This window comes from Aeromonas sobria (assembly GCF_000820145.1).
Taxonomy (GTDB): Bacteria; Pseudomonadota; Gammaproteobacteria; order Enterobacterales; family Aeromonadaceae; genus Aeromonas; species Aeromonas sobria.
In genome coordinates, this window is record NZ_CDBW01000016.1 from 272,526 (window position 1) to 295,794 (window position 23,269).

General features: G+C 58.3%; 21 protein-coding genes. 15 read left to right on the plus strand and 6 right to left on the minus strand.

Going from position 1 to position 23,269, the window contains the following annotated elements; genetic code table 11:
• Nucleotides 1–45 precede the first annotated feature (45 nt).
• The 6 genes from BN1135_RS08140 (at nt 46) to BN1135_RS08165 (ending at nt 7,274) form a co-directional block, all read left to right on the plus strand.
• Nucleotides 46–1,803 (plus strand): 4Fe-4S dicluster domain-containing protein, encoded by a 1,758-nt coding sequence (locus BN1135_RS08140; protein ID WP_139245049.1) that lies wholly within the window; start codon nt 46–48, stop codon nt 1,801–1,803.
• A gap of 10 nt (nt 1,804–1,813) precedes the next feature.
• Nucleotides 1,814–2,431, plus strand: a complete 618-nt coding sequence (locus BN1135_RS08145) for a TorD/DmsD family molecular chaperone (RefSeq protein ID WP_042020243.1) — start codon at nt 1,814–1,816, stop codon at nt 2,429–2,431.
• 131 nt (nt 2,432–2,562) lie between these two features.
• Entirely contained in the window at nt 2,563–2,766 is a 204-nt protein-coding gene (locus BN1135_RS08150; RefSeq protein WP_021229865.1) for a transcriptional initiation protein Tat, read from the plus strand.
• A gap of 23 nt (nt 2,767–2,789) precedes the next feature.
• Nucleotides 2,790–5,678, plus strand: a complete 2,889-nt coding sequence (locus BN1135_RS08155) for a formate dehydrogenase subunit alpha (RefSeq protein WP_042020244.1) — start codon at nt 2,790–2,792, stop codon at nt 5,676–5,678.
• 4 nt (nt 5,679–5,682) lie between these two features.
• Nucleotides 5,683–6,306: a formate dehydrogenase FDH3 subunit beta gene (gene fdh3B / locus BN1135_RS08160; protein WP_042020245.1), complete on the plus strand. Its 624-nt coding sequence runs from the start codon at nt 5,683–5,685 to the stop codon at nt 6,304–6,306.
• The gene (locus BN1135_RS08165) at nt 6,303–7,274 is read left to right on the plus strand and encodes a formate dehydrogenase subunit gamma (protein ID WP_042020246.1); all 972 of its coding nucleotides are present in this window, start codon (nt 6,303–6,305) and stop codon (nt 7,272–7,274) included. The genes fdh3B and BN1135_RS08165 overlap by 4 nt, the downstream gene beginning before the upstream one ends.
• 96 nt (nt 7,275–7,370) lie before the next feature.
• Here BN1135_RS08165 and BN1135_RS08170 read toward each other — a convergent pair whose 3' ends face one another.
• Nucleotides 7,371–8,501, minus strand: a complete 1,131-nt coding sequence (locus BN1135_RS08170) for a hybrid sensor histidine kinase/response regulator (RefSeq protein WP_042020373.1) — start codon at nt 8,499–8,501, stop codon at nt 7,371–7,373.
• A gap of 202 nt (nt 8,502–8,703) precedes the next feature.
• On the opposite strand from BN1135_RS08170, the gene BN1135_RS08175 reads away from it, so the two are divergent.
• Nucleotides 8,704–9,114, plus strand: coding sequence for a hypothetical protein (locus BN1135_RS08175; RefSeq protein WP_042020247.1), 411 nt, complete (start codon nt 8,704–8,706; stop codon nt 9,112–9,114).
• An 84-nt stretch (nt 9,115–9,198) separates the two neighbouring features.
• Here BN1135_RS08175 and BN1135_RS08180 read toward each other — a convergent pair whose 3' ends face one another.
• On the minus strand, nt 9,199–9,963 hold the full coding sequence (locus BN1135_RS08180) for a substrate-binding periplasmic protein (RefSeq protein WP_042020248.1): 765 nt from the start codon (nt 9,961–9,963) through the stop codon (nt 9,199–9,201).
• A 276-nt stretch (nt 9,964–10,239) separates the two neighbouring features.
• Here BN1135_RS08180 and BN1135_RS08185 point away from each other — a divergent pair, with 276 nt between their 5' ends.
• Nucleotides 10,240–11,955: an NAD-dependent malic enzyme gene (locus BN1135_RS08185; RefSeq protein ID WP_042020249.1), complete on the plus strand. Its 1,716-nt coding sequence runs from the start codon at nt 10,240–10,242 to the stop codon at nt 11,953–11,955.
• Nucleotides 11,956–12,043: 88 nt separating this feature from the next.
• Here the strand turns inward: BN1135_RS08185 and BN1135_RS08190 are convergent, their stop codons facing one another.
• Complete coding sequence (locus BN1135_RS08190; protein WP_042020250.1) at nt 12,044–12,385, minus strand: RT0821/Lpp0805 family surface protein; 342 nt, start codon at nt 12,383–12,385, stop codon at nt 12,044–12,046.
• A complete protein-coding gene (locus tag BN1135_RS08195; RefSeq protein WP_042020252.1) occupies nt 12,382–13,599 on the minus strand; it encodes a Hint domain-containing protein in 1,218 nt (405 codons plus the stop codon). The genes BN1135_RS08190 and BN1135_RS08195 overlap by 4 nt, the downstream gene beginning before the upstream one ends.
• A 305-nt stretch (nt 13,600–13,904) precedes the next feature.
• On the opposite strand from BN1135_RS08195, the gene BN1135_RS08200 reads away from it, so the two are divergent.
• The 5 genes from BN1135_RS08200 to BN1135_RS08220 all read left to right on the plus strand — a co-directional run bounded on the left by BN1135_RS08200 (nt 13,905) and on the right by BN1135_RS08220 (nt 19,717).
• A complete protein-coding gene (locus tag BN1135_RS08200; RefSeq protein ID WP_042020253.1) occupies nt 13,905–15,143 on the plus strand; it encodes a uracil-xanthine permease family protein in 1,239 nt (412 codons plus the stop codon).
• Between the two features lie 543 nt (nt 15,144–15,686).
• Nucleotides 15,687–16,418, plus strand: coding sequence for a substrate-binding periplasmic protein (locus tag BN1135_RS08205; protein ID WP_042020374.1), 732 nt, complete (start codon nt 15,687–15,689; stop codon nt 16,416–16,418).
• A 64-nt stretch (nt 16,419–16,482) separates the two neighbouring features.
• Nucleotides 16,483–18,009 (plus strand): methyl-accepting chemotaxis protein, encoded by a 1,527-nt coding sequence (locus tag BN1135_RS08210; protein WP_042020254.1) that lies wholly within the window; start codon nt 16,483–16,485, stop codon nt 18,007–18,009.
• 480 nt (nt 18,010–18,489) lie between these two features.
• Nucleotides 18,490–19,188: a winged helix-turn-helix domain-containing protein gene (locus tag BN1135_RS08215; protein ID WP_223290109.1), complete on the plus strand. Its 699-nt coding sequence runs from the start codon at nt 18,490–18,492 to the stop codon at nt 19,186–19,188.
• A 10-nt stretch (nt 19,189–19,198) separates the two neighbouring features.
• Nucleotides 19,199–19,717: a hypothetical protein gene (locus tag BN1135_RS08220; RefSeq protein ID WP_042020256.1), complete on the plus strand. Its 519-nt coding sequence runs from the start codon at nt 19,199–19,201 to the stop codon at nt 19,715–19,717.
• Here the strand turns inward: BN1135_RS08220 and BN1135_RS08225 are convergent.
• Nucleotides 19,707–20,129, minus strand: a complete 423-nt coding sequence (locus BN1135_RS08225) for a GNAT family N-acetyltransferase (RefSeq protein WP_042020258.1) — start codon at nt 20,127–20,129, stop codon at nt 19,707–19,709. The two genes, BN1135_RS08220 and BN1135_RS08225, sit on opposite strands and share 11 nt — an antisense overlap.
• Before the next feature lie 161 nt (nt 20,130–20,290).
• Here BN1135_RS08225 and BN1135_RS08230 point away from each other — a divergent pair, with 161 nt between their 5' ends.
• Nucleotides 20,291–20,791, plus strand: coding sequence for an SRPBCC family protein (locus BN1135_RS08230; protein ID WP_042020259.1), 501 nt, complete (start codon nt 20,291–20,293; stop codon nt 20,789–20,791).
• 204 nt (nt 20,792–20,995) lie between these two features.
• On the opposite strand, the gene glk is transcribed toward BN1135_RS08230, so the two are convergent.
• Complete coding sequence (gene glk / locus BN1135_RS08235; protein ID WP_139245051.1) at nt 20,996–22,003, minus strand: glucokinase; 1,008 nt, start codon at nt 22,001–22,003, stop codon at nt 20,996–20,998.
• Nucleotides 22,004–22,315: 312 nt separating this feature from the next.
• Between glk and BN1135_RS08240 the strand changes: the two genes are divergently transcribed.
• Complete coding sequence (locus tag BN1135_RS08240; RefSeq protein ID WP_172954099.1) at nt 22,316–23,170, plus strand: MurR/RpiR family transcriptional regulator; 855 nt, start codon at nt 22,316–22,318, stop codon at nt 23,168–23,170.
• The last annotated feature ends 99 nt before the right edge of the window (nt 23,171–23,269 follow it).

Here is a 23,269-nt window from a genome sequence, read left to right on the forward strand (position 1 = left end):
ACCAACAAGCGCCCATCCCATGAGGTGGCGCGCGCAGGAGTGTATGTGAGCACTGAACAAACATTGCCAAATCTGGCCCCAAATCTAGCCTCCAATCTTGCCCATGGGGCGGGGGCGGCCGAGCATAACGCGCGCGCTCGCGCCTATGCGCTGCAGCATACGGTCAAGACCGACAACCTGATCCCGGCCACTGTCTCTTACCAAAGTCAGGGGCGCCTGCTGCTGGTCGGCCCGGAAGATCGCATTCGCCGCGTCGCCAGCCTGCTGCCTGCCGGGGTGAAGCCCACCCTGCTGGTGACCGAATCGGTTCACGATGCTGAGGCGGCAGATCTTGAAGCCATTTTTGATGCCACCGCATCCCTCGCGGCCCTGACCCTGCGCGAACCGAGCCTGACAGGGTATCTGGGGCAGTTCCAGCTCACCGGTCTTAACGGTCAGGGTGAGCGGGTTAATCTGGCTGCGCTCTGTTTTCCACAAAAAGCGGCTGCTGTTAGTGAACAGCCACGCGAACCGCGCTTCGATCTGGTGGCCGATCTGGGCCACGCCCCGCTCTTTGCGCTGGAGCGTCCGCCGGTCGGCTATCTGTATCTGGCCGATGATACTGGCTTGGCCGAACGACTCGCCGAGCTCTGTGCGCTGACCGGTATCTTCGACAAGCCACGCTATTTTCGCCTCGACCCCGAGGCCTGCGCCTTTACCGCCCGCGGCGTGCCCGGTTGCAGCCGCTGCCTCGATGTCTGTCCGACCGATGCCCTCAAGCCCATCAATGGTCGCATCCAGATCGATCCCCATCTCTGTCAGGGCTTCGGTAGCTGCGCCTCTGCCTGCCCGACCGGGGCGATTGCCTATCACCAGCCCGACGCCAACACCAGCGGCGACTACCTGTTCCGATTGCTCAAGCATTATCGGGAGGCGGGAGGCGACGCGCCCCAGCTGCTGATCGCCGGTGAAAACGAGCGCGAATGGGTGGAAGCCGAGCTTACTGCTCTGCCTGCCAACTGGCTGCCGGTCTGGGTGGAGGAGAGTGCGAGTTTAGGCATCGAGAGCTGGTTTGCCGCCCTCACCTATGGCGCCAGCGCGGTGCGCATCGCGCTGGGTGACTATGCTCCCGCCAGCGTGCGGGCATTGGTTGAGCGGGAACTGGCCAGCGCCACCGTGCTGCTGGCGGGCGCGGGTCTTGCTGCCGATCGTATTGCCCTGTTTAACGGCGATGCCGAAATGGATGAGTCTCTTTACGCGCAGCCAGTCGTCGCCCTGCTGGAGAAGCCACTCAAGGGTGACAAACGGGAGAACCTGTTTGCCGCCTTCGATGCCCTTTGGCAGGCCAATGAGGGGAGCCGCGAGCCGCTGGCAGTGCCTCATGGCGCCCCATACGGCAGCGTTGAATTGAAAGAAGCTGACTGCACCCTCTGCATGGGCTGCGTGGCGGTCTGCCCGAGCCGCGCCCTGCATGCGGTGGGGCACACGCCGGGGCTCAACTTTATCGAGCAGGATTGCATCCAGTGCGGCATGTGCGAAAAGGCGTGCCCCGAGCAGGCCATCGTACTGGTGCCCCGTCTGCAACCCGTGCCCGAGGCGCGTCGCGCCGTGCAGAGCCTGAAAGCCGAAGAGGCTGCCTGCTGCATTCGCTGCGGCAAGCCGTTCGCGCCCGCCTCGATGATCCGCCGCATCCAGCAAAAGCTGGCCGGTCACTCCCACTTCCAGAACGAGGCCGCCCAGCGGCTGCTGATGTGTGAGGAGTGCCGGGTCAAGGATGTGTTTGCAGCGCTGGCGGCGGATCCCGTCTCCCAGCTCAAGGTGTGAGGGGCCAGTGATGAGTGAACAACATAACGAAAAGGCTGGCGAACTGACCATGACCGAACTGGAACAGAGCAGCGCCGATCTCTACGCCCTGCTGGCAAGCCTCTGGCGCGCCGCTCCCCGTGGCGAACAGCTCGCCTGGCTGCAAGGGTTGCAGGCTATGCCGGGCCCCTTTGCCAGAGGGCTGGGGCTGGTGCAGCTGGCGGCCAGCAGCCACCACGAAAACGAGCTTGCCGAGGAGTATCAGGATCTCTTTATCGGGCTGGGGCGCGGGGAGATCGTACCGTTTGCCTCCTGGTATCTCACCGGCTCATTGATGGAGTTGCCGCTGGCGGTGCTGCGTGCAGACCTGCAGTCCCTCGGTTTCGAGCGCCAGAGCGGAGTGTGCGAGCCGGAAGATCACCTCGCCGCCCTCTGTGAGGTGATGGCGGTACTGATTGGTGAGCAGCACCCGGATCGCAACCGCTTCTATGAGCGCCACCTTGCCCCCTGGGTACTCGCCTGCTGCCGCGATCAGCAACAGGCGAAAGGGGGCAGCTTCTACCGGGCGGTCGGCGCCCTTGCCGAAGATTTCTTCAAGCTGGAAAACGAATTGCGCCTGCCGTTTGGCGCCTGCGTGGTGACGGGCTGAACGCCTCCATCTGTGCATAACAGGCTGTGCACAACAAGAGCTGCGCATAACAAAACGAGCAGACGAGATATCCCATTGGACGCGAAGCTGGCCCGCAGGTGCCAGCAAGAACAACAACAGAGGTCACAAGAATGAGCGATGAAAAGCTGAAAGACCCGTCCCGCCGCAATCTGATCAAGGGAGTTGGCGTGGTCGCCACCATAGGCGTATTGGCCGGTGCCACCGGTCGGGTGGTGGGCAAAGAGGTGCTGACCCACGACACCGAGCCTGACAAGGGCTATCGGGAGACCCCCCATGTTCACGACTTTTATCGCACCCTGCGCGGCACCGACTAAGCCGGCTCAGTGAAGGAGAATTCATGAAACTGACAAAACGTGCCGAGCAGCCCCAAGTGGGCGAGCAGGGCAGCTTACAAAGTAATGAGGCCGCTCGCGGCCAGGGGTTGACCCGTCGCGCCTTTATGGTCAACTCTGGTCTGGTGGCCGGTGGCGCCGTGGCCGCCGGTTGGCTGGCTCCCGCCATGATGCAACGGGCCGAGGCCAAAACCGTGGCTGCTGAGGTGCCGGTCGAAGTGAAGCGCACCATCTGCTCCCACTGCTCGGTGGGCTGCGGCGTCTATGCCGAGGTGCAGAACGGCGTCTGGACCGGTCAGGAGCCGGCTTTCGATCACCCCTTCAACCTTGGCGGTCACTGCGCCAAGGGGGCTGCCCTGCGCGAGCATGGCCACGGTGAGCGTCGCCTCAAGTACCCGATGAAGCTGGTGGGCGGCAAGTGGCAACGCATTAGCTGGGATCAGGCCATCGAAGAGGTGGGCAACGAGGTGCTGCGCCTGCGCAAGGAGTCCGGCCCCGACAGCGTCTACTGGCTCGGCTCTGCTAAGCACTCCAACGAGCAGGCCTACCTGTTTCGCAAGATGGCGTCCCTGTGGGGCACCAACAACGTGGATCACCAGGCGCGCATCTGCCACTCCACCACGGTCGCTGGCGTAGCCAACACCTGGGGCTACGGCGCCATGACCAACAGCCTGAACGACATGCACAACAGCAAGTCGATCATGTTTATCGGCTCCAACCCGGCGGAGGCCCACCCGGTCGCCATGCAGCACATCCTGCTGGCGAAAGAGCGCAACGGCTGCAAGATCCTGGTGGTCGACCCGCGCCGCACCCGCACCGCCGCCAAGGCGGACATGTACCTATCCCTGCGCCCGGGCACCGACGTCGCCTTTATCTGGGGCATGCTCTGGCACATCTTCAAGAACGGCTGGGAAGATAAAGAGTTCATCCGCACCCGTGTCTATGGCATGGACGAGGTGCAAAAAGAGGTGGCGCGCTGGACCCCGGCGGAAGTGGAGCGGGTGACCGGTCTTAACGAACAGCAAGTGCACGATGCCGCCAAGCTGCTGGCCGACAACCGCCCCGGTTGCGTGGTCTGGTGCATGGGCGGTACCCAGCACACCACAGGCAACAACAACACCCGCGCTTACTGCATCCTCGAACTGGCCCTCGGCAACGTGGGCAAGAGCGGGGCGGGCACCAACATCTTCCGCGGTCACGACAACGTGCAGGGTGCCACCGACTTTGGTGTCACCTCCGACTCCCTGCCCGGTTACTACGGGCTGGAAGAGGGCTCCTGGAAGCACTGGGCCCGGGTGTGGGATGTGGATTACGAGTGGATCAAGGCTCGTTTCGACAACAAGGCCTACAACGGCAAGCTGCCGATGAACAACAACGGCATTCCTGTCTCCCGCTGGGTGGATGGGGTGCTGGAGAACGCCGATCTGATCGAGCAGGGTTCCAACATTCGCGCCATGTTCTACTGGGGCCATGCGGTCAACTCCCAGACTCGCGGCCCCGAGATGAAGAAGGCGATGCAAAAGCTCGACATGATGGTGATTGTCGACCCGTATCCTACCGTTGCCTCGGTGATGAACGATCGTACCGATGGCGTCTACCTGCTGCCGGCCACCACCCAGTTCGAGACCTATGGTTCCGTCACCGCCACCAACCGCTCCATGCAGTGGCGCGACAAGGTGATCGAGCCGCTTTTCGAATCCAAGGTTGACCACGAGATCATGTATCTGCTGAGCAAGAAGCTCGGCTTTGCCGATCAGCTGTTCAAGCACATCAAGGTGGAGAACAACCAGCCGCTCTTGGAAGACATCACCCGCGAATACAACCGCGGCATGTGGAGCGTGGGCTACACCGGCCAGAGCCCGGAGCGGCTCAAGGCGCATCAGCAGAACTGGCACACCTTCCACAAGACCAACCTCAAGGCCGAAGGGGGCCCGGTGAGCGGCGAGATCTATGGTCTGCCCTGGCCCTGCTGGGGCACCCCGGAGATGAAACACCCCGGCAGCCACATCCTTTACGACACCAGCATTCCGGTCTCGGAAGGGGGCGGTGGTTTCCGCGCCCGTTTCGGCATCGAGTATCAGGGTGTCTCGCTGCTGGCCGAAGACTCCTGGCCGAAAGGGAGCGAGGTGGAAGACGGCTATCCCGAGATCACTGCAGACCTGATGAAGCAGCTTGGCTGGTGGGATGAGCTGACCGAGGCCGAGAAGAAAGAGGCCGAGGGCAAGAACTGGAAGACCGATCTCTCTGGCGGTATCCAGCGGGTCGCCATCAAGCACGGCTTCGTCCCCTATGGCAACGCCAAGGCGCGCTGCGTGGTGTGGACCTTCCCGGATCAGGTGCCCAAGCACCGTGAACCGCTCTACACCCCGCGCCGCGACTTGCTGGCCGACTACGCTACCTGGCCTGATTCGAAGAGCCTGTGGCGCCTGCCGACCCAGTACGCCTCTGTACAGGAGAAGGATGTCAGCAAGGAGTTCCCGATCATCCTCACCTCCGGCCGTCTGGTGGAATACGAGGGGGGCGGCGACGAGACCCGCTCCAACCCCTGGCTCGCCGAGTTGCAGCAGGAGATGTTCGTCGAGATCAACCCGGCGGATGCCAACGATGTCGGCGTGCAAGATGGTCAGGATGTGTGGGTCGAGGGGCCGGAAGGGGGCCGGGTCAAAGTGAAGGCGCTGGTGACCCCGCGGGTCAAACCGGGGCTGGCCTTTATGCCGTTCCACTTCGGCGGCCACTTCGAGGGCAAGGATCTGCGATCCAAATATCCGGAAGGGTCTGACCCTTATGTGCTGGGGGAGTCGGTCAACATAGTCACCACCTATGGTTATGACCCCGTCACCCAGATGCAGGAGACCAAGGTCACCCTGTGCCGTTTTCGCAAAGTAGGAGCCTGATCCCATGGCCAGAATGAAATTCATGTGTGACACCAAGCGCTGCATCGAGTGCAACGGCTGTGTGACGGCGTGCAAGAACGAGAACGACGATGCCCTGGAGTGGGGCATCCAGCGCCGCCGGGTGGTAACCCTCAACGACGGCCTGCCGGGGGAGACCTCCATCTCGGTCGCCTGCATGCACTGCACCGACGCCCCCTGCATGGCGGTCTGCCCGGCCGACTGCTTCTATCACACCGACGACGGCATCGTGCTGCACAACAAGGATCTCTGCATCGGTTGTGGCTACTGCCTGTTTGCCTGCCCGTTCGGGGCGCCCCAGTTCCCGAAGACTGCCGCTTTTGGCGATCGCGGCAAGATGGACAAGTGCACCTTCTGCGCCGGTGGCCCGGAAGAGGATCACAGCGAGGCGGAGCGCCAGAAGTACGGTGCCAACCGCATTGCCGAAGGCAAGCTGCCCATGTGTGCCGAGCTCTGCTCTACCAAGGCACTGCTGGCGGGAGATGCGCAGGTCATCTCCGACATCTTCCGCGAGCGGGTTGCCTATCGCGGCGCCAAGGATGCTGCATGGGGTAACGGCGATGAGCTGTTCCATGACGCGAGCAAGGCGGGCAAGGGAGGGGCAGCATGAAAACCTGGCTAATGGCCCTGTTTGCTGCCCTGCTGCTGGTGAGTACCGCGAGTTTCGCCGATGCCGAGCAAGAGGCAGTCGGTTTTGCCGGTGCCGATTACTGGCGGGCGGTGAAGGATGGGCAGGAGGGGTATACCACCTCCCGCTCGCCGGAGCACGGGGTGCTGATCTCGGTGCCGGGCCAGCTCTGGTTCGAGGTGAAGACCAAGTGGGTGTCGCCGCTCGGTGCCATCGCTATCTTCGGATCGCTCGCCATGTGCGGCCTGATGTACTGGGCGGTGGGGCAGACCAAGCTCTCCAAACCGCGCACCGGGCGCAAGCTCAAGCGCTGGAGCAGGCTGGATCGGGCGCTGCACTGGACCACGGCGGCCATGTTTCTGACCCTTTCCGGGTCTGGGCTGGCCATTATCTACGGCAAGTATTTTATCAAGCCGGTGGTGAGCCTCGGGGTGTGGGAGAACTGGATCTGGTTCGCCAAGGTGTTCCACAACTACGTGGGGCCGCTGTTCTTCCTCTGCCTGATGGGGGTGCTCATCAAGTGGTTCCGCCACAACATCGTCAACATGGTGGATGTGAAGTGGTTTATGAAGGCGGGTGGCATGCTGGGCCCTCACAAGGGGAGTCACCCCTCGGCGGGCTTCTCCAACGGCGGCGAGAAGGCGATCTTCTGGCTGCTGATCTGGTTTGGCGGCATAGTGGTGGCGACTGGGCTGTTCCTCGACTTCCCCATCTTCGGCCAGCTGCGCCGCCAGATGGAGTGGGCCAGCTTTATCCATATCGTCGGGGCGCTGATCCTCATCTGCGGCTTCATCTTCCATATCTACATGGGCCTGTTCCAGCTGGAAGGGGCGCTGGAGGGGATGGTGACCGGCGAGGTGGACGAGACCTGGGCCAAGGAGCACCACGACCTCTGGTATGAAGAGGTGAAACACACCCTTGATGAGCCCAAGGTGGGTAAATCAAGCTGACCGTCGATGGCACGGAACACATAAAGGTAAGGGGCGCTGAGGCGCCCCTTGTTGTTGTTCCATTCCCCCTGTTGTTCATCTGCTCTGCTTGGTGTGTCAGCCCGCCGGTTTGAGCGGGAGGTGGATCTCGTAGCAGAGCCCTCCACCCGCTGGGCTGGTGACATTGATCGAGCCGCGCAGGTTGTTCTCCACCAGATTGTGGATCCGACAGGCGCTCAACCCGCAGTGATTGGCGTTGCCGCGCAGGGTAGTGAAGAAGGGTTCAAACAGCCGGGGCAACTTGTCGGCGGGCATGCCGGGGCCGGAATCTTTGTAGGTGAGCAGCAGTGAGCCATCCTGCTGCCCGATATGGATGGTGAAACTGTGCTCTCCGGCGCCCTGAAAGGCGTGATCCAGACTGTTTTTGATCAGCTCCTGGATCAGATCCAGAAACAGGGATTCGGGGGCAGTTATGGTGACCTGGTTGCCGTCCAGATGGTAACTGACCTTGGCGATCTGCAGCTCGGGCAAGAAGGCCAGCAGCAGCTTCTGTACACTTTCTTGCACCGAAAAGGTATTGGCATCAAGTTCGGTCTGATCCCGGGTCAGCTCTTTGAAACGGGTGACCAGCACTGCAACCCGGCGCAGGCTGGATTCAACCAGCTCGGTGCCCTCTTTGATATCGGTGAGTTGCTGATGGAGCAGGCGTTGACCCAGTACGCCGCTTTTCACCGCGTTGGCCAGCAGGTCGCCAGCGCCCTGAATAAGGCTGGAAGCGGTAATGCCGACCCCCAGCGGGGTATTTATCTCATGGGCAATGCCAGCGGTGAGCTGGAACAGGCTTTGGTAGAGTTGCACTCTGGCCTGCTGGCGCCCCAGCTCCTTGAGGCGCAGCTGGTTTTGCACCCGGGCCAGCACTTCGAGCTGATGAAAGGGCTTGGAGACATAGTCACAGCCACCGGCCTGAAAGGCTTGCTCAAGGGCGCTGACTTCACTGTTGGCACTGATAAAGATGATGGGCAGTGCCCATTGCCCCTGTTGTTGCTGGATCCGCCGACATGCTTCGTAGCCATCCATCACCGGCATATTGATGTCCATCAGGATCAGATCGGGCGTGGCCTGTGCTGCGGCATCAACGGCCTGCTGGCCATCTGTCGCTTCGCGCACCTTATAGCCTGCCTCTTCGAGCAGGCTGCGCAGGATGTAGCGATTGGAGGCCATGTCATCGACGATCAGTATGTTGCTCATGGTGTTGCTGTTTGGCATACCGCAGTGCAGTTCCGTTGCTATGGGCCCAATCTTCAGCATAGTGGTTCATCCCCTTTATCGGTTTACAAATAAGGGAAAAGTGATTCAAACGGGTTTTTGTGCGCCAGCGGTGCACGGAAAATGTGCAATAGTAAGCGAGCGACAGTACACGGACATGGTTTCAACGGAGAGGTGTGTGAAGATGAACAAAGCGTTATTGGCAGCGGTATGGTCGGTCGGGTTGCTGGGCGGGATATCGGCCTGGTCTGTGCAGGCGGCTGACGGGATCAAGACCCAGCAGGTGCAGTTCAAGAAGGGGGAGTCTGGGGCGACCATCAACGACACCATTCAGGGCCGCCAGACCCTCGATTACAAGCTGACGGCCAACAAGGGCCAGAGCATGGTGGTGATCCTGACCGGCAAGCCCTACTTCAATATTCTGCCGCCAGGCAGCAAGGGGGAGGCAATCTTTATCGGCTCCACCGAAGGGAACAACTTTGAGGCGACCCTGCCCGCCAAGGGCACCTACACCATTCGTGTCTACCAGATGGGGGCGGCCGAAAGCAGCAAGGCCAAGACTCCGTTCAAGCTGGAGGTGGGCATCAGCGGTTAATGCCTGCTTCTGACAAGCATCACGGCGGTGGCTGCTACAAGGGGCCACCGCTGTTTTTTTTCCCTCGCGTTTACCTCAAGACGATCAATAGTCGCCTCGGGCCAGCCGTTCGAAGTAGGTCTGATAGCGTCCGCTGGCGATGGCCTGCTGCAATTGCTGATTGAACTGATCCCGCAATTTGGCCGAATCCGGCATCTTGCGCGGGAACATCACGAAGCTATCGTTACGCAGGAAAGGGGTCTGGCTGTGGGTGATGAGCGCTGCGCTGGCGGGATCAAACTGGCTCTGCAGCTCGGCCAGACCGACCCGCAGCTCTTGCGGATAGAGGTCGATCCGCCCCCGCAGCAGCTTGCCAAAATTCTGTTTCACGTCGGTGACCTTCTGCTGGGTCACCTTGCCGTCAGCCACCATCTGGTCCAGTTCTGGCCCGTAGCTGTAGGCGATATCGCCCCCCAACCGCATGCCGACGATCTGCTCAAGGCGCTCGGCCTGCAGCTGTCGTGCTTTGAGTGAGAAGAAGACAAACTGCTCCTGTAGCACCGCTTCGCTGAACAGAAAATCCTGCTCCCGTTCCGGTTTGTGCATCCAGACGGCGGTGGCGTCATAGAGCTGGCTGTTGGCCGCCAGCGAATAGACTCGGCCCCAGGGGGCGAAGTGGAACTTCACCTCGTAGCCCGCCTTCTTGAACAGATCGACGATGAGATGGGCCACCGGGCCGTGCTGTTTCGACTGTTCAGAGACAAAAGGGGGCCACTCGCCGACGATGATGTTGAGCAACCGGCCCGGTGCGGCCAGTGCCGACTGGCAGGTCAGAAACAGCCAAAGAGCAAGCAGCGGGATCAGGCGCATGGCAAGAAGAGGGGAGTGCAGGCTGGCAGAGTCGATGGCATCAGGGTCACTCCCGGCTGTGATGCTGTGAAGGGTGGCTGGGTTGCCAGCAATGCTAACATGAGTCTAATTCCTTGCCGTGGATATTTGTCTCGCCGGGGTCGCCGGGGGCTTATTTTGGCCGCAGGGTATGCCCAAGCTCACAAAACCGATCGAATAAACGTCATATGATTGATTTCATTATGAGTCTTACTCTCCTGCCGAATGGCAACTTCACGTAAATCAAAGAGAATGACTATGGCTACCGGACAATATCTGCTGTGGAAAGATGCACAGGGACAGGATTTTCGCCCCGTTGCACTGACAGGTACCAACCTGCTGAATGATCGCAATCTCAACAAGGGCACTGCCTTCACCGAACAGGAACGTGCCGATTTCGAGCTCGATGGCTTGTTGCCGCCTCAGGTACAAACGTTTGAAGCCCAGCTCGAACGGGTTTATGAAGGGTTCAAGAGCGCGAGCAGCGACATCGAGAAGTACCAGAACCTGCGCGCCCTGCAGGATCGCAACGAAACTCTCTTCTATGCCTTGCTCTCCCGCCATGTGGAGGAGATGACTCCCTATATTTACACCCCGACTGTCGGCAAGGCGTGTCAGGAGTTCAGCCACCGTTTCCAGAAGCCGCGCGGCCTCTATATCACCGCGAAAAATGTCGAAGACATGGACTCGCTGGCCCGCCATATCGATGCCAAATCGATCCGCATCATAGTCGTGACCGACAGCCAGGGGATCCTGGGGATCGGCGATCAGGGGGTGGGCGGCATGGGGATCCCCATCGGCAAGCTCTCTCTCTATACCCTGGGGGCCGGTATTCACCCCGCCTGCTGCTTGCCCATCGCGCTGGATGTGGGCACCGACAACCAGAAACTGCTCGATGATCCCATGTATCTGGGTCAGCCCCACAAGCGCATTCGCGGCAAGGAGTACGACGACTTCATCGACAAGTTTGTCGCCGGGGTCAAGCGCCACTTCCCCAACGCCGTGCTGCAGTGGGAAGACTTCAGCAAATCCAACGCCTTCAACAATCTGGCCCGCTACCAGCAGGCGCTGCCGTCATTCAACGATGACATTCAGGGCACTGGTGCCGTGGTGCTGGCCGGTATCATAGGTGCGGTCAAGGTCAAGGGTGAAACCCTCGGCCAGCAGAACTATCTGGTCTATGGCGCCGGTGCTGGCGGGGTCGGGGTGGCGGATCAGATCTGCGCGGGGATGATCCGCGAGGGGATGGACCCGCAGGCGGCCCGCGATCGCATCTACATCCTGGATACCCAAGGGCTGGTGTGTGACAACCGGGACGGGCTCGACGAGTACAAACGTCGTTACGCCAAGCCGGGACTGCTGCTTGCCGGCTGGGATACCGAGGTGCCCGGCAAGGCCAATCTGGCCGATGTGCTGCGTCATGTGCCCATTACCGTGCTGCTGGGTACCAGCGGCTCGGGTGGTGCCTTTCAGGAAGAGCACGTCAAACTGATGCAGAAGCATTGCGAGCGCCCCATGGTGTTCCCGCTCTCCAACCCGACCGCCAACTGTGAAGCGCTGCCGGAGGATATCTACCGCTGGAGTCAGGGCAAGGCCATCGTTGCTACCGGCAGTCCGTTCAAGGATGTGAGCTATGAGGGACAGGATTTCCGGGTCGGGCAGGGCAACAACGTCTTTATCTTCCCCGGTGTGGGTCTGGCGGCCATCGTCAGCCAGCTTCGCGAGTTAAGCCCCGATATCTTCACTACTGCCGCCTTTGCGCTGGCCGAGTGTGTGAGTGAGGTGGATCTGGCGAAAGGGGCCGTTTATCCGCGTATTCGCGAGCTGCGCAGCATCTCGGTGCATGTGGCGACCGCAGTGCTCAAAGACATAGTGCGGCGGGATCCCTCCCATCCATTGATCGGTCAGGATCTGCAGCAGCATATCCTCAGCCACATGTGGGAGCCGGTTTACCTGCCTTATCGTCGGGTATAACCGCGGATCCACAGCCAAGATAATGGGTTGGCAAAGATGACAAGGGGGTAGCACTGCTACCCCCTTTCGTTTATTACCCGTGCATGCGCTAAGTGCGCAATGGCCGCCAGCGCCCTTCCTGATTGCGACAGGCGGTATCCTGCCACTGCTCGCTAGCCTTGCCGATATAGAGTTGCTCGCGATAGTCGCGACACCACTCCCCATCGGTATGGCGGAAGGTGCGCAGCGGCGTGACGCTGCCCGAGTGACGGTTGGCTGGATTGAACCAGGTGAGGCTCTGCCCTTTGGTACGGGTTTCCAGCGCCTGGGCGAGGGCCTGATTGGCCCGTTGAACATCGGCCTTATCCATCTGATGGTAAAGCGGCGGGGTGTCGACCGTGGCGCAACCAGCGAGGCTGAGCAGGAGGAGTGGTAGCAGATAGCGCATCATGGTTGCCCCTGTTGGCGAAAAACGTTGTTGAGCAGAGCACGCTCCTGCTCATCGGTAAGCACTTGCTGGCGATCATCGACCGTGCCATCGCCTCTTAGCTTGTTGCCGTTGGCATCGACGGCATCCACGCCGTTATCATCGACCGTGCCATCGCCCCTGAGCTTGTTGCCATTGGCATCGACGGCATCCACGCCGTTATCATCGACCGTGCCATTGCCCCTGAGCTTGTTGCCGTTGGCATCGATGGTGCCATCACCTCTGAGCTTGTTGCCATTGGCATCGACGGCATCCACACCGTTGTCATCAACGCCATTGCCAAACCCACGGCCGCCATGACGCTCGCCACCCGCGTGTTGTTCACCACCGCCATGCCGCTCACCGCCAGCATGCTCGCCCTGGCCGCCACTGTCATCGTTGCCCCCATCGCTATCGCTGCCGCCGCTGTCGTTGCCTCCGCCGCTGTCGCTACCTCCGCCGCTATCGCTGCCTCCGCCGCTATCGCTGCCACCGCCGCTGTCGCTGCCACCGCCGCTGTCGCTACCTCCGCCGCTATCGCTGCCTCCGCCCCCATCGCTGCCTCCGCCGCCGCCACCCCCGTCGCCATCTTTGTTGTGAACGATCAGCTCATTGGCGATATAGCTGTGGCTGCCATCGAGCAGCAGATTGAAGAGCGCAGTGGTTGGGGGAGCCTCGATCCAGCAGAGCGACTCAACCAGCAGTAGCTCAGGTTGGGGTTGCAGGGCCAGATTGCCCGTCACCATGCCATGTGCCGGGCGACACACTATCTGCATGCCGGTAAATAGCGGTAGCACCGTCAGCTGCGGGTTTTCGGTTCGGGTCATGGCGGGTGAGATGGCCGCCCAGCCCCGAGTGGTCAGCAGAGGATGCTCTGCGGTAAAGAATGGGGCCAGATGGTTGATCCCGTAGAGTCTGCGTTTGCCCAGTATTACCTGCTCGACAGCCAGGATCCGGTTGCTGCCGCCGTGCTGATCCAGCACCTGTTCACCGGCCCGGAGCGTCTCTATGGGGCGGATGGAACCATCTGCCATCGTGATGCGGGTGCCGGCGATAAAGCAGGACTTGGCATAAGCCTGATTCATTTGCCACTCATTGTGGGTGAAATCATAACTGAATGGGTTCGCAAACAGGGCGAGTGCAATAGCCGAGCCGATCAGCAATCTGCGCTGGCTGGCTTTGAATGGGGGCAGTGACATGGGGACTCCTTGTCCGTCTTGGTTCACGGGATCCATTATAGATCGCCCTCTGATGGCGGCATTTCTGACCACAAACACAATAAACATGATGGAAAAACGATTGGCGTTCGCCACAATAATGCGTAAAATCGCATACTCGATGCTTGTAGCAACGAATCCCGCCTAAAAAGCCAGTTTCATGCCCTCCCCAAGCAGTAAAAGGTAACAGGTGATGCTTTTATGCTCATCTCGTGCCTTGAAAAAGTCTTGTGATAACTGAAAAGTGTCAAATATCCCTGTCAGTTATCAAAAAGTTAAGGACATCCATGTTTTCCTTAGTCAAGCAAAGTGTCGCCGGGCTGCAAATCCTGTTTGTTGCGTTCGGCGCCATGGTTCTGGTGCCCCTGCTCACCGGATTGAACCCCTCCATGGCCCTGCTTGGCGCTGGTGTGGGAACCTTGTTGTTCCAGCTCTGCACTCGTCGCCAAGTCCCGATTTTCCTCGGTTCCAGCTTTGCCTTCATCGCCCCCATCATCTACGCCACCCAGACTTGGGGATTGCCATCCACCATGTTTGGCCTGTTTGCCGCCGGTTTCATGTATTTCATTCTGGCTGCGCTGATCCGGGTAAAAGGGATGGGTTTTGTCCATAAGTTGTTGCCGCCGGTCGTCATCGGCCCGGTGATCATGGTAATTGGCCTCTCCGTGGCGCAGGTTGCCTGCAACATGGCGATGGGGCGTGCGGGTGCCGAGCAAGTTATTCCGGCCGGTGCAGCGCTGACTCTGGCGGGGATTTCACTGGCGGTGACCCTGATTGCTGCCGTGTTCTGCAAAGGTTGGATCAAGCTCATCCCGATCCTCAGTGGTGTGGTAGTCGGCTATATCTCGGCAATATTTATGGGGCTGGTGAGCTTTGAGGGGATGGTCACTACCCCCTGGTTAGCGCTGCCTCACTTTGAAACCCCGGAGATCAACTGGGCTGCAGCCCTGTTTATGCTGCCGGTAGCCATCGCCCCGTGTATCGAGCATATCGGTGGCGTGCTGGCCATCGGGGGGGTGACGGGTCAGGATTACACCAAGAATCCGGGTCTGCACCGCACGCTGGCCGGTGACGGTATCGGTGTCTGCTTTGCCGGTTTCATCGGTGGCCCTCCCGTGACCACCTATGCCGAAGTGACCGGCGCTGTGATGATTACTCGCAACTTCAACCCGGTGACCATGACCTGGGCGGCCGTATTCGCCATCATTCTGGCGTTCTTCGGCAAGTTCAATGCACTGCTCACCTCCATCCCGATGCCTGTGATGGGCGGTATCATGCTGCTGCTGTTCGGATCCATTGCTGCTATCGGCCTCAAGACGTTGGTGGAGTCCAAAGTTGATATGGGGCTGTCGCGCAACATCGCTATTGTGGGTGTGACGCTGACGGTTGGTGTGGGTGCGCTGGAGATGAAGATCGGTGACTTCGCATTGGCCGGTGTCGGTCTGGCATCAGTGGCGGCCATCCTGCTCAATCTGATCCTGCCTACTCACTCTGAAGAGGAAGTGATGGAAGCCACCAAGGATTAAGCTCCGGCATTACACACGCTGTTGATCTGCAGGAGGCCACCTTGGGGTGGCCTCCTTTTTGACTGAATCATGCAGCGAAATCCCATTGCCACACCGCAGTCCGGTGATGGATTAGGGGTTTAGCCTTGTCATTTGACGTATCTGTTTTCGTGACCTTAGCTAAAGGGCAGGTATGGCTCTGATGTTGTTTTGAGCAGGATGATAAAATGGATGTTGGCGTTTTCGATCATTTTTCTTCCAAGCCGTCGCCATGTATCGACGCGCCTCTCTTTTGCCACGGCGCTGTTGCACGTCATCGGTATTATCCGTCCCCATCCAGCATTTTTTCATCTTGCTTTGGCTTGTTCCCCCTCTCTTTGACCATGAGCCTGTCTTGCCGGTTGCGCTCAATCGCGTGCTGGCGAAATCGGAATTTGTTTGCTGCTGCACATCGGGTGGGCGGCGAGCCGTGAAAGCCGGCATGACCCGTATCGAGTCAGGAGTGCACCGCCCGCCAAAAGGGGTGGGTGTTCAGGGATGAATGGCAAGCAAGGCGAGGTTGCAATGAACTATCAACAGCTGTGGAAAAGCGCAATTTTTTCAGTCTCTACCGTAATGACGATGAGTGCGGCTCAGGCAGTGCCATTGAATGTGATGACGGAGGATTATCCTCCATTCAATATGCAAGGGGAGGGGGGCAAGATTGTCGGGCTATCTACCGAAGTGGTTGAAGAGCTGTTCAAGCGCGCTGAGGTTGAATACAAACTGACGCTGATGCCCTGGAAGCGGGCTTATGAAGATACCCTCAGCACCCCCAACACGGCGCTCTATTCAACAACGCGCACGCCAGAGCGGGAAGCGCTGTTCAAGTGGGTCGGGCCGCTGGTTAATAACAACTGGGTCTTTTTCTCCAGCGCGACGGCCAATATTGCGGTGACGTCACTCGAAGATGCCAAGCAGTATTCGGTGGGGGGCTATAACGGTGATGCAGCTGCCGAGTATCTCAAGGCGCAGGGTTTCACCAAGTTGCAGCTGGCCGCCAATGACACCGCCAACGTGAAAAAACTGGAAGCGGGTCGCATCGACTTGTGGGCAACCGGTCAATATCTGGCCCCCTATCTGGCCACCAAGGAGAAGGTTGCTAATCCCAAGTCAGTGTTTGTGTTCAAGGAAACCCAGATGAGTTTGGCGTTTAACAAGGAGACGCCGGATGAGCTCATCACCAAGCTCAACGAGATCCTGGCCGCCATGAAGGCGGATGGCACCATCGACAAGATCAACGCCAAATACCAGTAACAGTACCAACAGCAAGTGCCAGTTCATGGCACTGCTCCGGCTGCCGTAAAACCGGGAGGAAACCATGGATTGGAAAAGTCTGACGTTCAGGATCGCCGTGTTGACCTCTCTATCGGTGAGTCTGTTGCTGGTGTTGTTTGGCGGTTACAACTACAGCGCCGCCAGGGCGGAGAGCTATAGCAAGCAGAGCGTGTTGGTCGAGCAGGCCATCGGTCGGCTGCAGCTATCCCTACCCGGCCCGCTGTGGAATTATGAATCGGCCTTCATCGAGGCATCGCTCAAGTCCGAGCTGGCGGCTGATATCCTGAGTGCGCTGCTGGTGGTCAACAAGGACAAGCTGGTGGCCGGATTTGCTCGTGATGCTGCGGGGACTATCGCACCGATTAGCGCCATCCCTGCCGATACTGCTGCCTACGGGGGGTATGATCTGGTCTATGACGACAGCGGTCAGAAAAACACAGTGGCCAGATTGTTGGTGCAAACCAGTGATGCTGCTATTCAGGCCCACTTGCGTCAGCAGTTGATCACGACCGTCTGGCAAATCGTGGTGCTCGATCTTTGCATCATTGTGCTGCTGATGGTACTCATTCACCGCAATGTGCTTAGGCCGCTCCATCAGATGAATCAGGCGGTGTTTGACCTGGCACGGGGAGAGGGTGATCTGACCCAGCGTCTCAAGATCCGCCGTCAGGATGAAATGGGGGCGCTGGCCACCAACATTAACCTCTTCATTGCCAAGTTGCAGGAGATGGTGGCGGAGATTAATGAGCTTTCTGCCGGGGTGCTGCAAAACGCCGAACGCTGTGACGCCCTCTCGGCAGATACTCGCGTTGACAGTGACGCCCAGCAATCCGAGCTGGATCAGGTTGCCACCGCCATTACCGAAATGAGCCAAGCGGTGCAGGAGGTCGCGGGTAATGCGGGGAGAACTGCCACCGCGACAGATGAGGCCAATCTCTATGTGGAGCAGGGCTACAAGCTGGCGGGCCATGCCAATGAGGCCATTCATCAACTGTTGGGTGAAGTGGAACGGGTGGCTGTCTTGATGCGATCCCTCTCGACCGAGAGCAGCAGTATTGGCACCATCATCGAAGTGATCAACGGCATTGCCGAACAGACCAACCTGCTGGCTCTCAATGCCGCCATTGAGGCGGCCAGAGCGGGGGATCAGGGCCGAGGTTTTGCGGTCGTGGCGGATGAAGTTCGTACCCTGTCAGGGCGCACTCGTCAGTCAACCGAGGAGATCAGTGCCAGTATTAAGCGATTGCAACAGGCCACCCAGAATGTCGGTCTGGGCATGCAGCAAAGTCAGGAGAAAGCATCCCGTGCGGGTATCGAGGCGGCAGATGTGCAGAACTCGGTGGAGAAGATAAAAAGTCAGGTTAGTTTGATCCGCGAGATGAATATCTACATTGCCCAGGCATCGGAAGAGCAGCATTCGGTGGCAGAAGGCGTAAGCCACAGCGTCAACCGCATTGCCACACTCAATAGTGAGAGCGCAGCGCGAGTGGCACAAGTTGCCGAAGCCAGCAGCGATCTGCGTCAACTATCGACCCAGCTTGATGGTCTACTCAAGCAGTTTCGGGTTTAGTCAGTCAGCCTCGCCCCGCCGGTGCATCCCACGGGGCAGGTTCCTTTCATTGTGAGGTGTACGAGCTGTCGTGAGGGACAGGGGCCGCCTGTCCGGTAATGGCACTTTTCGTCATGCTCATGCCGCGGCTTGGTTGAGATTGGCATGACCTCGATGGGTGAACATCGCAGCATCATGCTCTGCCCGATACGCAGTCCGACAGCGCTGGACGCATATTTTCATTTTCCCCGCTCATGCCTGCCTGCATCTATTGTGCCGCTGATCCCGACCCATTAGAATTTCGTTTAAATACAGCAAGTCCTGAGCCGCCATCTGGCCATATCAGACGTGGAATCCCATCTTCTTCATGATGAATGCAAATAACAGGTGGTTGGTATGACGGGGGTTGCGCCAGGCAATAACATATCAGCCTATCACTTCGGTGATTATGTCTTTGATGTCAAAAGGCGAGAGCTGATCTTCTGTGCTGACAAGGACAACTTGCAAAGTGCTAGGGTGGTGCGCTTGTCATCGGCAGAGAGCCTCATTTTCAGCTATCTGCTCGATCACCATGACGAGGTGTGCGACAAGGATCTGCTGCTAAATATCGGCTGGTTGGGCCGCCCTATCAGCCCCAACTCCTTGAACGTGGCCATCGCCAATATTCGCCGCCACTTCGCATCATCCCCTCAAACGCTGGATATCAGAAGCACCCCGAAAAAAGGGTACTCCCTGCACCTTAACTGCAAAGTGAAGAGCTATTACGGCAAGTCGGAGCCAACAAATAGTGAGCCCTTGTCCGAGCCGGTGAGCGAGCCCGAGCCTGCTGTGACTGCGCTGTCATCGTCAACGCCACCACTGTCTGACCACGAGGTCATCAAAGAGCCTGCTTCTGCTTCTGCCGCTCCCCGCTCCTTCGGTGAGCGTTTCCAACTCGCCTTCCTCAGCGGTATCGGGCGGCCGATGCTGGCCAAGAGCCTGATGTACGTCAATCTGCTACTGGCTGTGCTGGTGGTGTTTGCCGCCAGCTATCTCCATTTCGAGTGGCTCCATGTGCACTGCGCCGACTCGCCGACCGGCGTTGTTTGCCAGATGGAGGCCAAGAGTGACGTGCCACCAGTCAAACCGGCATCGCTGGTGCTGGTCTCTGGCCACAAGGTCCGCGTGTTTTCCTATAAAGAGCTCGAAAAAACGCTGTAAGGGATGTCTGATGAAACGAACGCTGAAAAATACCTTGCTGCTGTTGCCACTGCTTTTCGTGCTGCTGTTTGTGGTCGGGATGTTTATCAACAGTCTGGGCTGTCATTACGATCTGAAAATGTCGGCCAACGGGGTCAACTATCACGGGGTGTGTCGCTGGGGAAAAATTACCGTGATTGAAGAGGAGGAGGCGACCAAAGAGAAGTGGCGGGTGACCGGTTTTCAATTTTCCTTCTTCAACCAGCTTGTTTACCTCATCGACAGCCGTACCCAGCTGCACGAGTCGGATAACGATGACTCCTATCTCAATGAGTACAACCTGATCCAGTCGCAATATGCGCTGGTCAATTACGCTTGGGTGCCGTTGACCGAAAACAAGGTGGCGATCTTCCAGCGCGATCCGGTGCATGAGGTGGTGATTGCCCAGCGCGATGGTTGGTTCGATCTCTACCGCTGGTTCTTCCCCCCGGCACAGCTGGTGCCTGTTCAGCCGCAAAGCGCAGGCGCTGGGCGCCCTGCTAGGTTCTGAGCAATTTGCACCAGGGACCGGTGACGTCACAGTGACCGGTCTCATCGCTGTTTATCCAGCCGAGGCGATGATAAAAAGCCAATGCTGCGGTATTAAGGGTCGCGACCTTGAGCGAGCCGGGTTTAGCGGTATCGGTCAACCCGTGATCGAGCAGCGCTCGCCCAATTCCCTGGCCATGCCAGTCGCTTGCCACATACAGATGATGGACGAAGTTGTCAGGCTGCCAGATGGAAATAAATCCACAGATGTTTGCCCCATGCTCGGCTACCCAGACACGTTCGCCTTCGGTCTGCTTTGTAAAATCATCAAGCTGAAATTGAACGGGTTCGACCCAATGAAAGGTTTGTCGCCGGATCTTTAAAAACAGCTGGGCCAGTTGGGGAATATCCTGTTCTGCCATGAGTCTTATCATGATGACCTTCCGGGTTCAGTGACTGTTAGCTGATGATATTGCACAGCGACAAGTCAACTCGATGTAAGTGACAAGGGTGTGATTAAGCTCTGTCCATTATATTTGGCATGGGGCTATACTGCCGGAAGCTCTTGTATGGATGGCTTGAGGATCGCTGATTTATGGACAATAAACAGATTGAAGGCAATATTTTTGTGCCGGCACACATAGACGATGTCTGGCATGCCTGGACGACAGAAAGCGGTCTGCGCAGTTTTCTGGCTCCCGAGTGTTTGATGGTGGCTGAACCGAATGGCCCATTCGAGATCTACTTCAGGCCCGATGCCCCGCTGGGCGAACGGGGTAGTGAAGGGTGCCGGGTCATGGCGGTGATGCCTTATGATTTACTCAGCTTTAGTTGGAATTTTCCGCCCACGTTTCCCCATATTCGCTTGCAGAAAACCCATGTCTGTCTGCACTTTGTACCTGAAGGGCAGGGGACCCGTCTGCACTTTTTGCAAACCGGCTGGGCCAATGATCCTGATTGGAATCAGGGCTTTGCCTATTTTCGGGAAGAGTGGCTGGAGATCAGCTTGCCGCGCTTGCAGTACCGTTTTACCCACGGCCCCATCGATTGGAGCAACCCCCCCGATAAGTCACAATTGAAGGCGCTGGCACAGTAACTGCGGAATTGAAGATAAAAAAAACCGGCCAAAAGGCCGGTTGAAACAGTTCAGGCTTGTCAGGTGACAAACGTATCCAGCGGATGAGAGTCGCTTTCCACTCCTTGTGAAGTACAACCCTCTTGGTTACGTGCAGCTACTTTATGCCATTCACACTGAATCGAGGCTGAACCATACATGATCCCGCCTCGTGCCAGAGGTTAATCAGATAGAGATCCCCATCGACTGACGCAGATAAGCACCTGCACCGAGTAGCCCCGGCCCTTGGTGAGTGATCAGGAATACCGGGATCTCTTTGAGGTAGGATTTGAAGCGTCCCTTGTCTTCAAAGGCCACTCGAAAACCCGAGCTGATGAAGAACTCCTGAAAGCGCGGCACTATGCCACCTGCGATATAGATGCCGCCAAAGGTGCCCATATTGAGGGCCAGATTGCCGGCAAAGCGCCCCATCAGCACGCAGAACAGGCTCAAGGTGCGACGGCAATCCAGACATTCGCCACTCAGTGCGCGCTCGGTAATGTCTTTGGGGGCGAACGGTTCCGGCTCACGGCCATCGGATTTCACCAGCCCACGATAGATGTTGACCAGACCAGGTCCGGATAGCAGTCGCTCGGCCGAGACATGGCCCAATTCGCTCCGCATCACCTGCAGCACCGCATCTTCCTCTTCGGTGTTCGCGGCGAAATCTACATGGCCACCCTCACCCGGCAGGCTCAGCCACTGCTCTCCCGCCCTCACCAGGTGAGCGACCCCAAGGCCGGTGCCCGCGCCATAGATGGCGATGGGTTTGCCAGAGACAGGTGCCGAGCCGCCCAGTTGAATACGATCCGTTGCTGCCAGTACCGGCACTGCCATGGAGACGGCAGTAAAGTCATTGATCACCTGCAGGCGATCCAGCCCCAGATTACCCTGCATCTCGCTGATAGAAAATTCCCAGCTGTGGTTGGTCATGGCGACCCAGTCACCGTTGATGGGGCAGGCGATGGCGATGCAGGCTTCGCTCACCTGTGCGTGGTGTTCGTCCAGATAGAGGCGTACCACGGCTTCAAGGCTGGGATGGGCCAGACCAGAGTAAGTCTTGGCTTGCGAGATAGTACCGGTGGCCAGCTCACACAGAGCCAGGCGTGCATTGGTTCCGCCGACATCGCCGACCAGCGCGTGGGTATGCTGCATAACTACTCCTTCGTTACAGGGGTGGGACGACCGTTGCATCCCGAAATTATTGTTAGAGGGTGACTGTATATTCTATCCGAGCTTGGGCTGCGCTAACTCGCTGGATCGACACAAACGTGCGGCTGCTCACAGTGTTGTTGCTTTGCAACATTTGTAAGCGTTTTCATGGCGAGGTGACGTTTTGTAACGAAAAGTACGAAATAATTAGAGATGAGTCATACTTTGTATGGCAGGTGTTAGTTGCGATAACCGCTTGTCTTGTATAGTCCTTAGCTTGATTGGCAGCATGCTTAGTCGTAGATTCAGTGCAGAGACACTGAAGCTAAATTACAAAAACGCCTGGTGGTGATGATGAATACCCTTGATAAAATTACGAACAACTTGGAAAGTTTCAGTAAATCGGAACGCAAGGTAGCCGAGGTGATCCTGGCCTCTCCCCAGACGGCCATTCACTCCAGCATCGCCACCCTGGCCAAGATGGCCGACGTCAGTGAACCGACCGTCAACCGTTTTTGCCGTCGTCTCGATACCAAAGGCTTTCCCGATTTCAAACTCCATCTGGCCCAGAGTCTGGCCAATGGCACCCCTTATGTTAATCGTCATGTGGAAGCGGAAGATGGCCCGGATACCTACACCGCCAAGATCTTCGAATCCACCATGGCCTGTCTGGATGCGGCCAAGAACAGCCTGGATATCTCCGCCATCAACCGCTGCGTCGATATCCTGACCCAGTCCAAGAAGATCAGCTTCTTTGGTTTGGGGGCCTCTTCTGCCGTTGCCCGCGATGCCCAGAACAAATTTTTTCGCTTCAATATTCCCGTGGTGAGTTTTGAAGATATCGTCATGATGCGGATGAGCTGTATCAACGGCAGCGAAGGGGATGTGGTGGTGCTGATCTCCCACACCGGTCGCACCAAAGCGTTGGTCGAGATCGCCGCGCTGGCACGGGAGAACGATGCCACCGTGATCGGTATGACCGCCAAAGATTCCCCGCTGGCTCGTGAGTGTAATCTGGTGCTCTCCATGGATGTGCCGGAAGATACCGATGTTTACATGCCGATGGCTTCTCGCATCGCCCAGCTGGCGCTGGTTGATGTGCTGGCGACCGGTTTTACCCTGCGTCGTGGGATGAAATTTCGCGAAAATTTGAAAAAAGTAAAAGAGGGATTGCGTGAATCCCGCTTCGAAACCCCGCACTCTTCCTGAATCGGCGGGGGCGTTTGCCCCCTGCTGTCTATGCCCCGCGCAGTGGTGTAGTATTGTAATTTAATAACAAAAACCACCCAGATGGTTTGCAAACGGGTG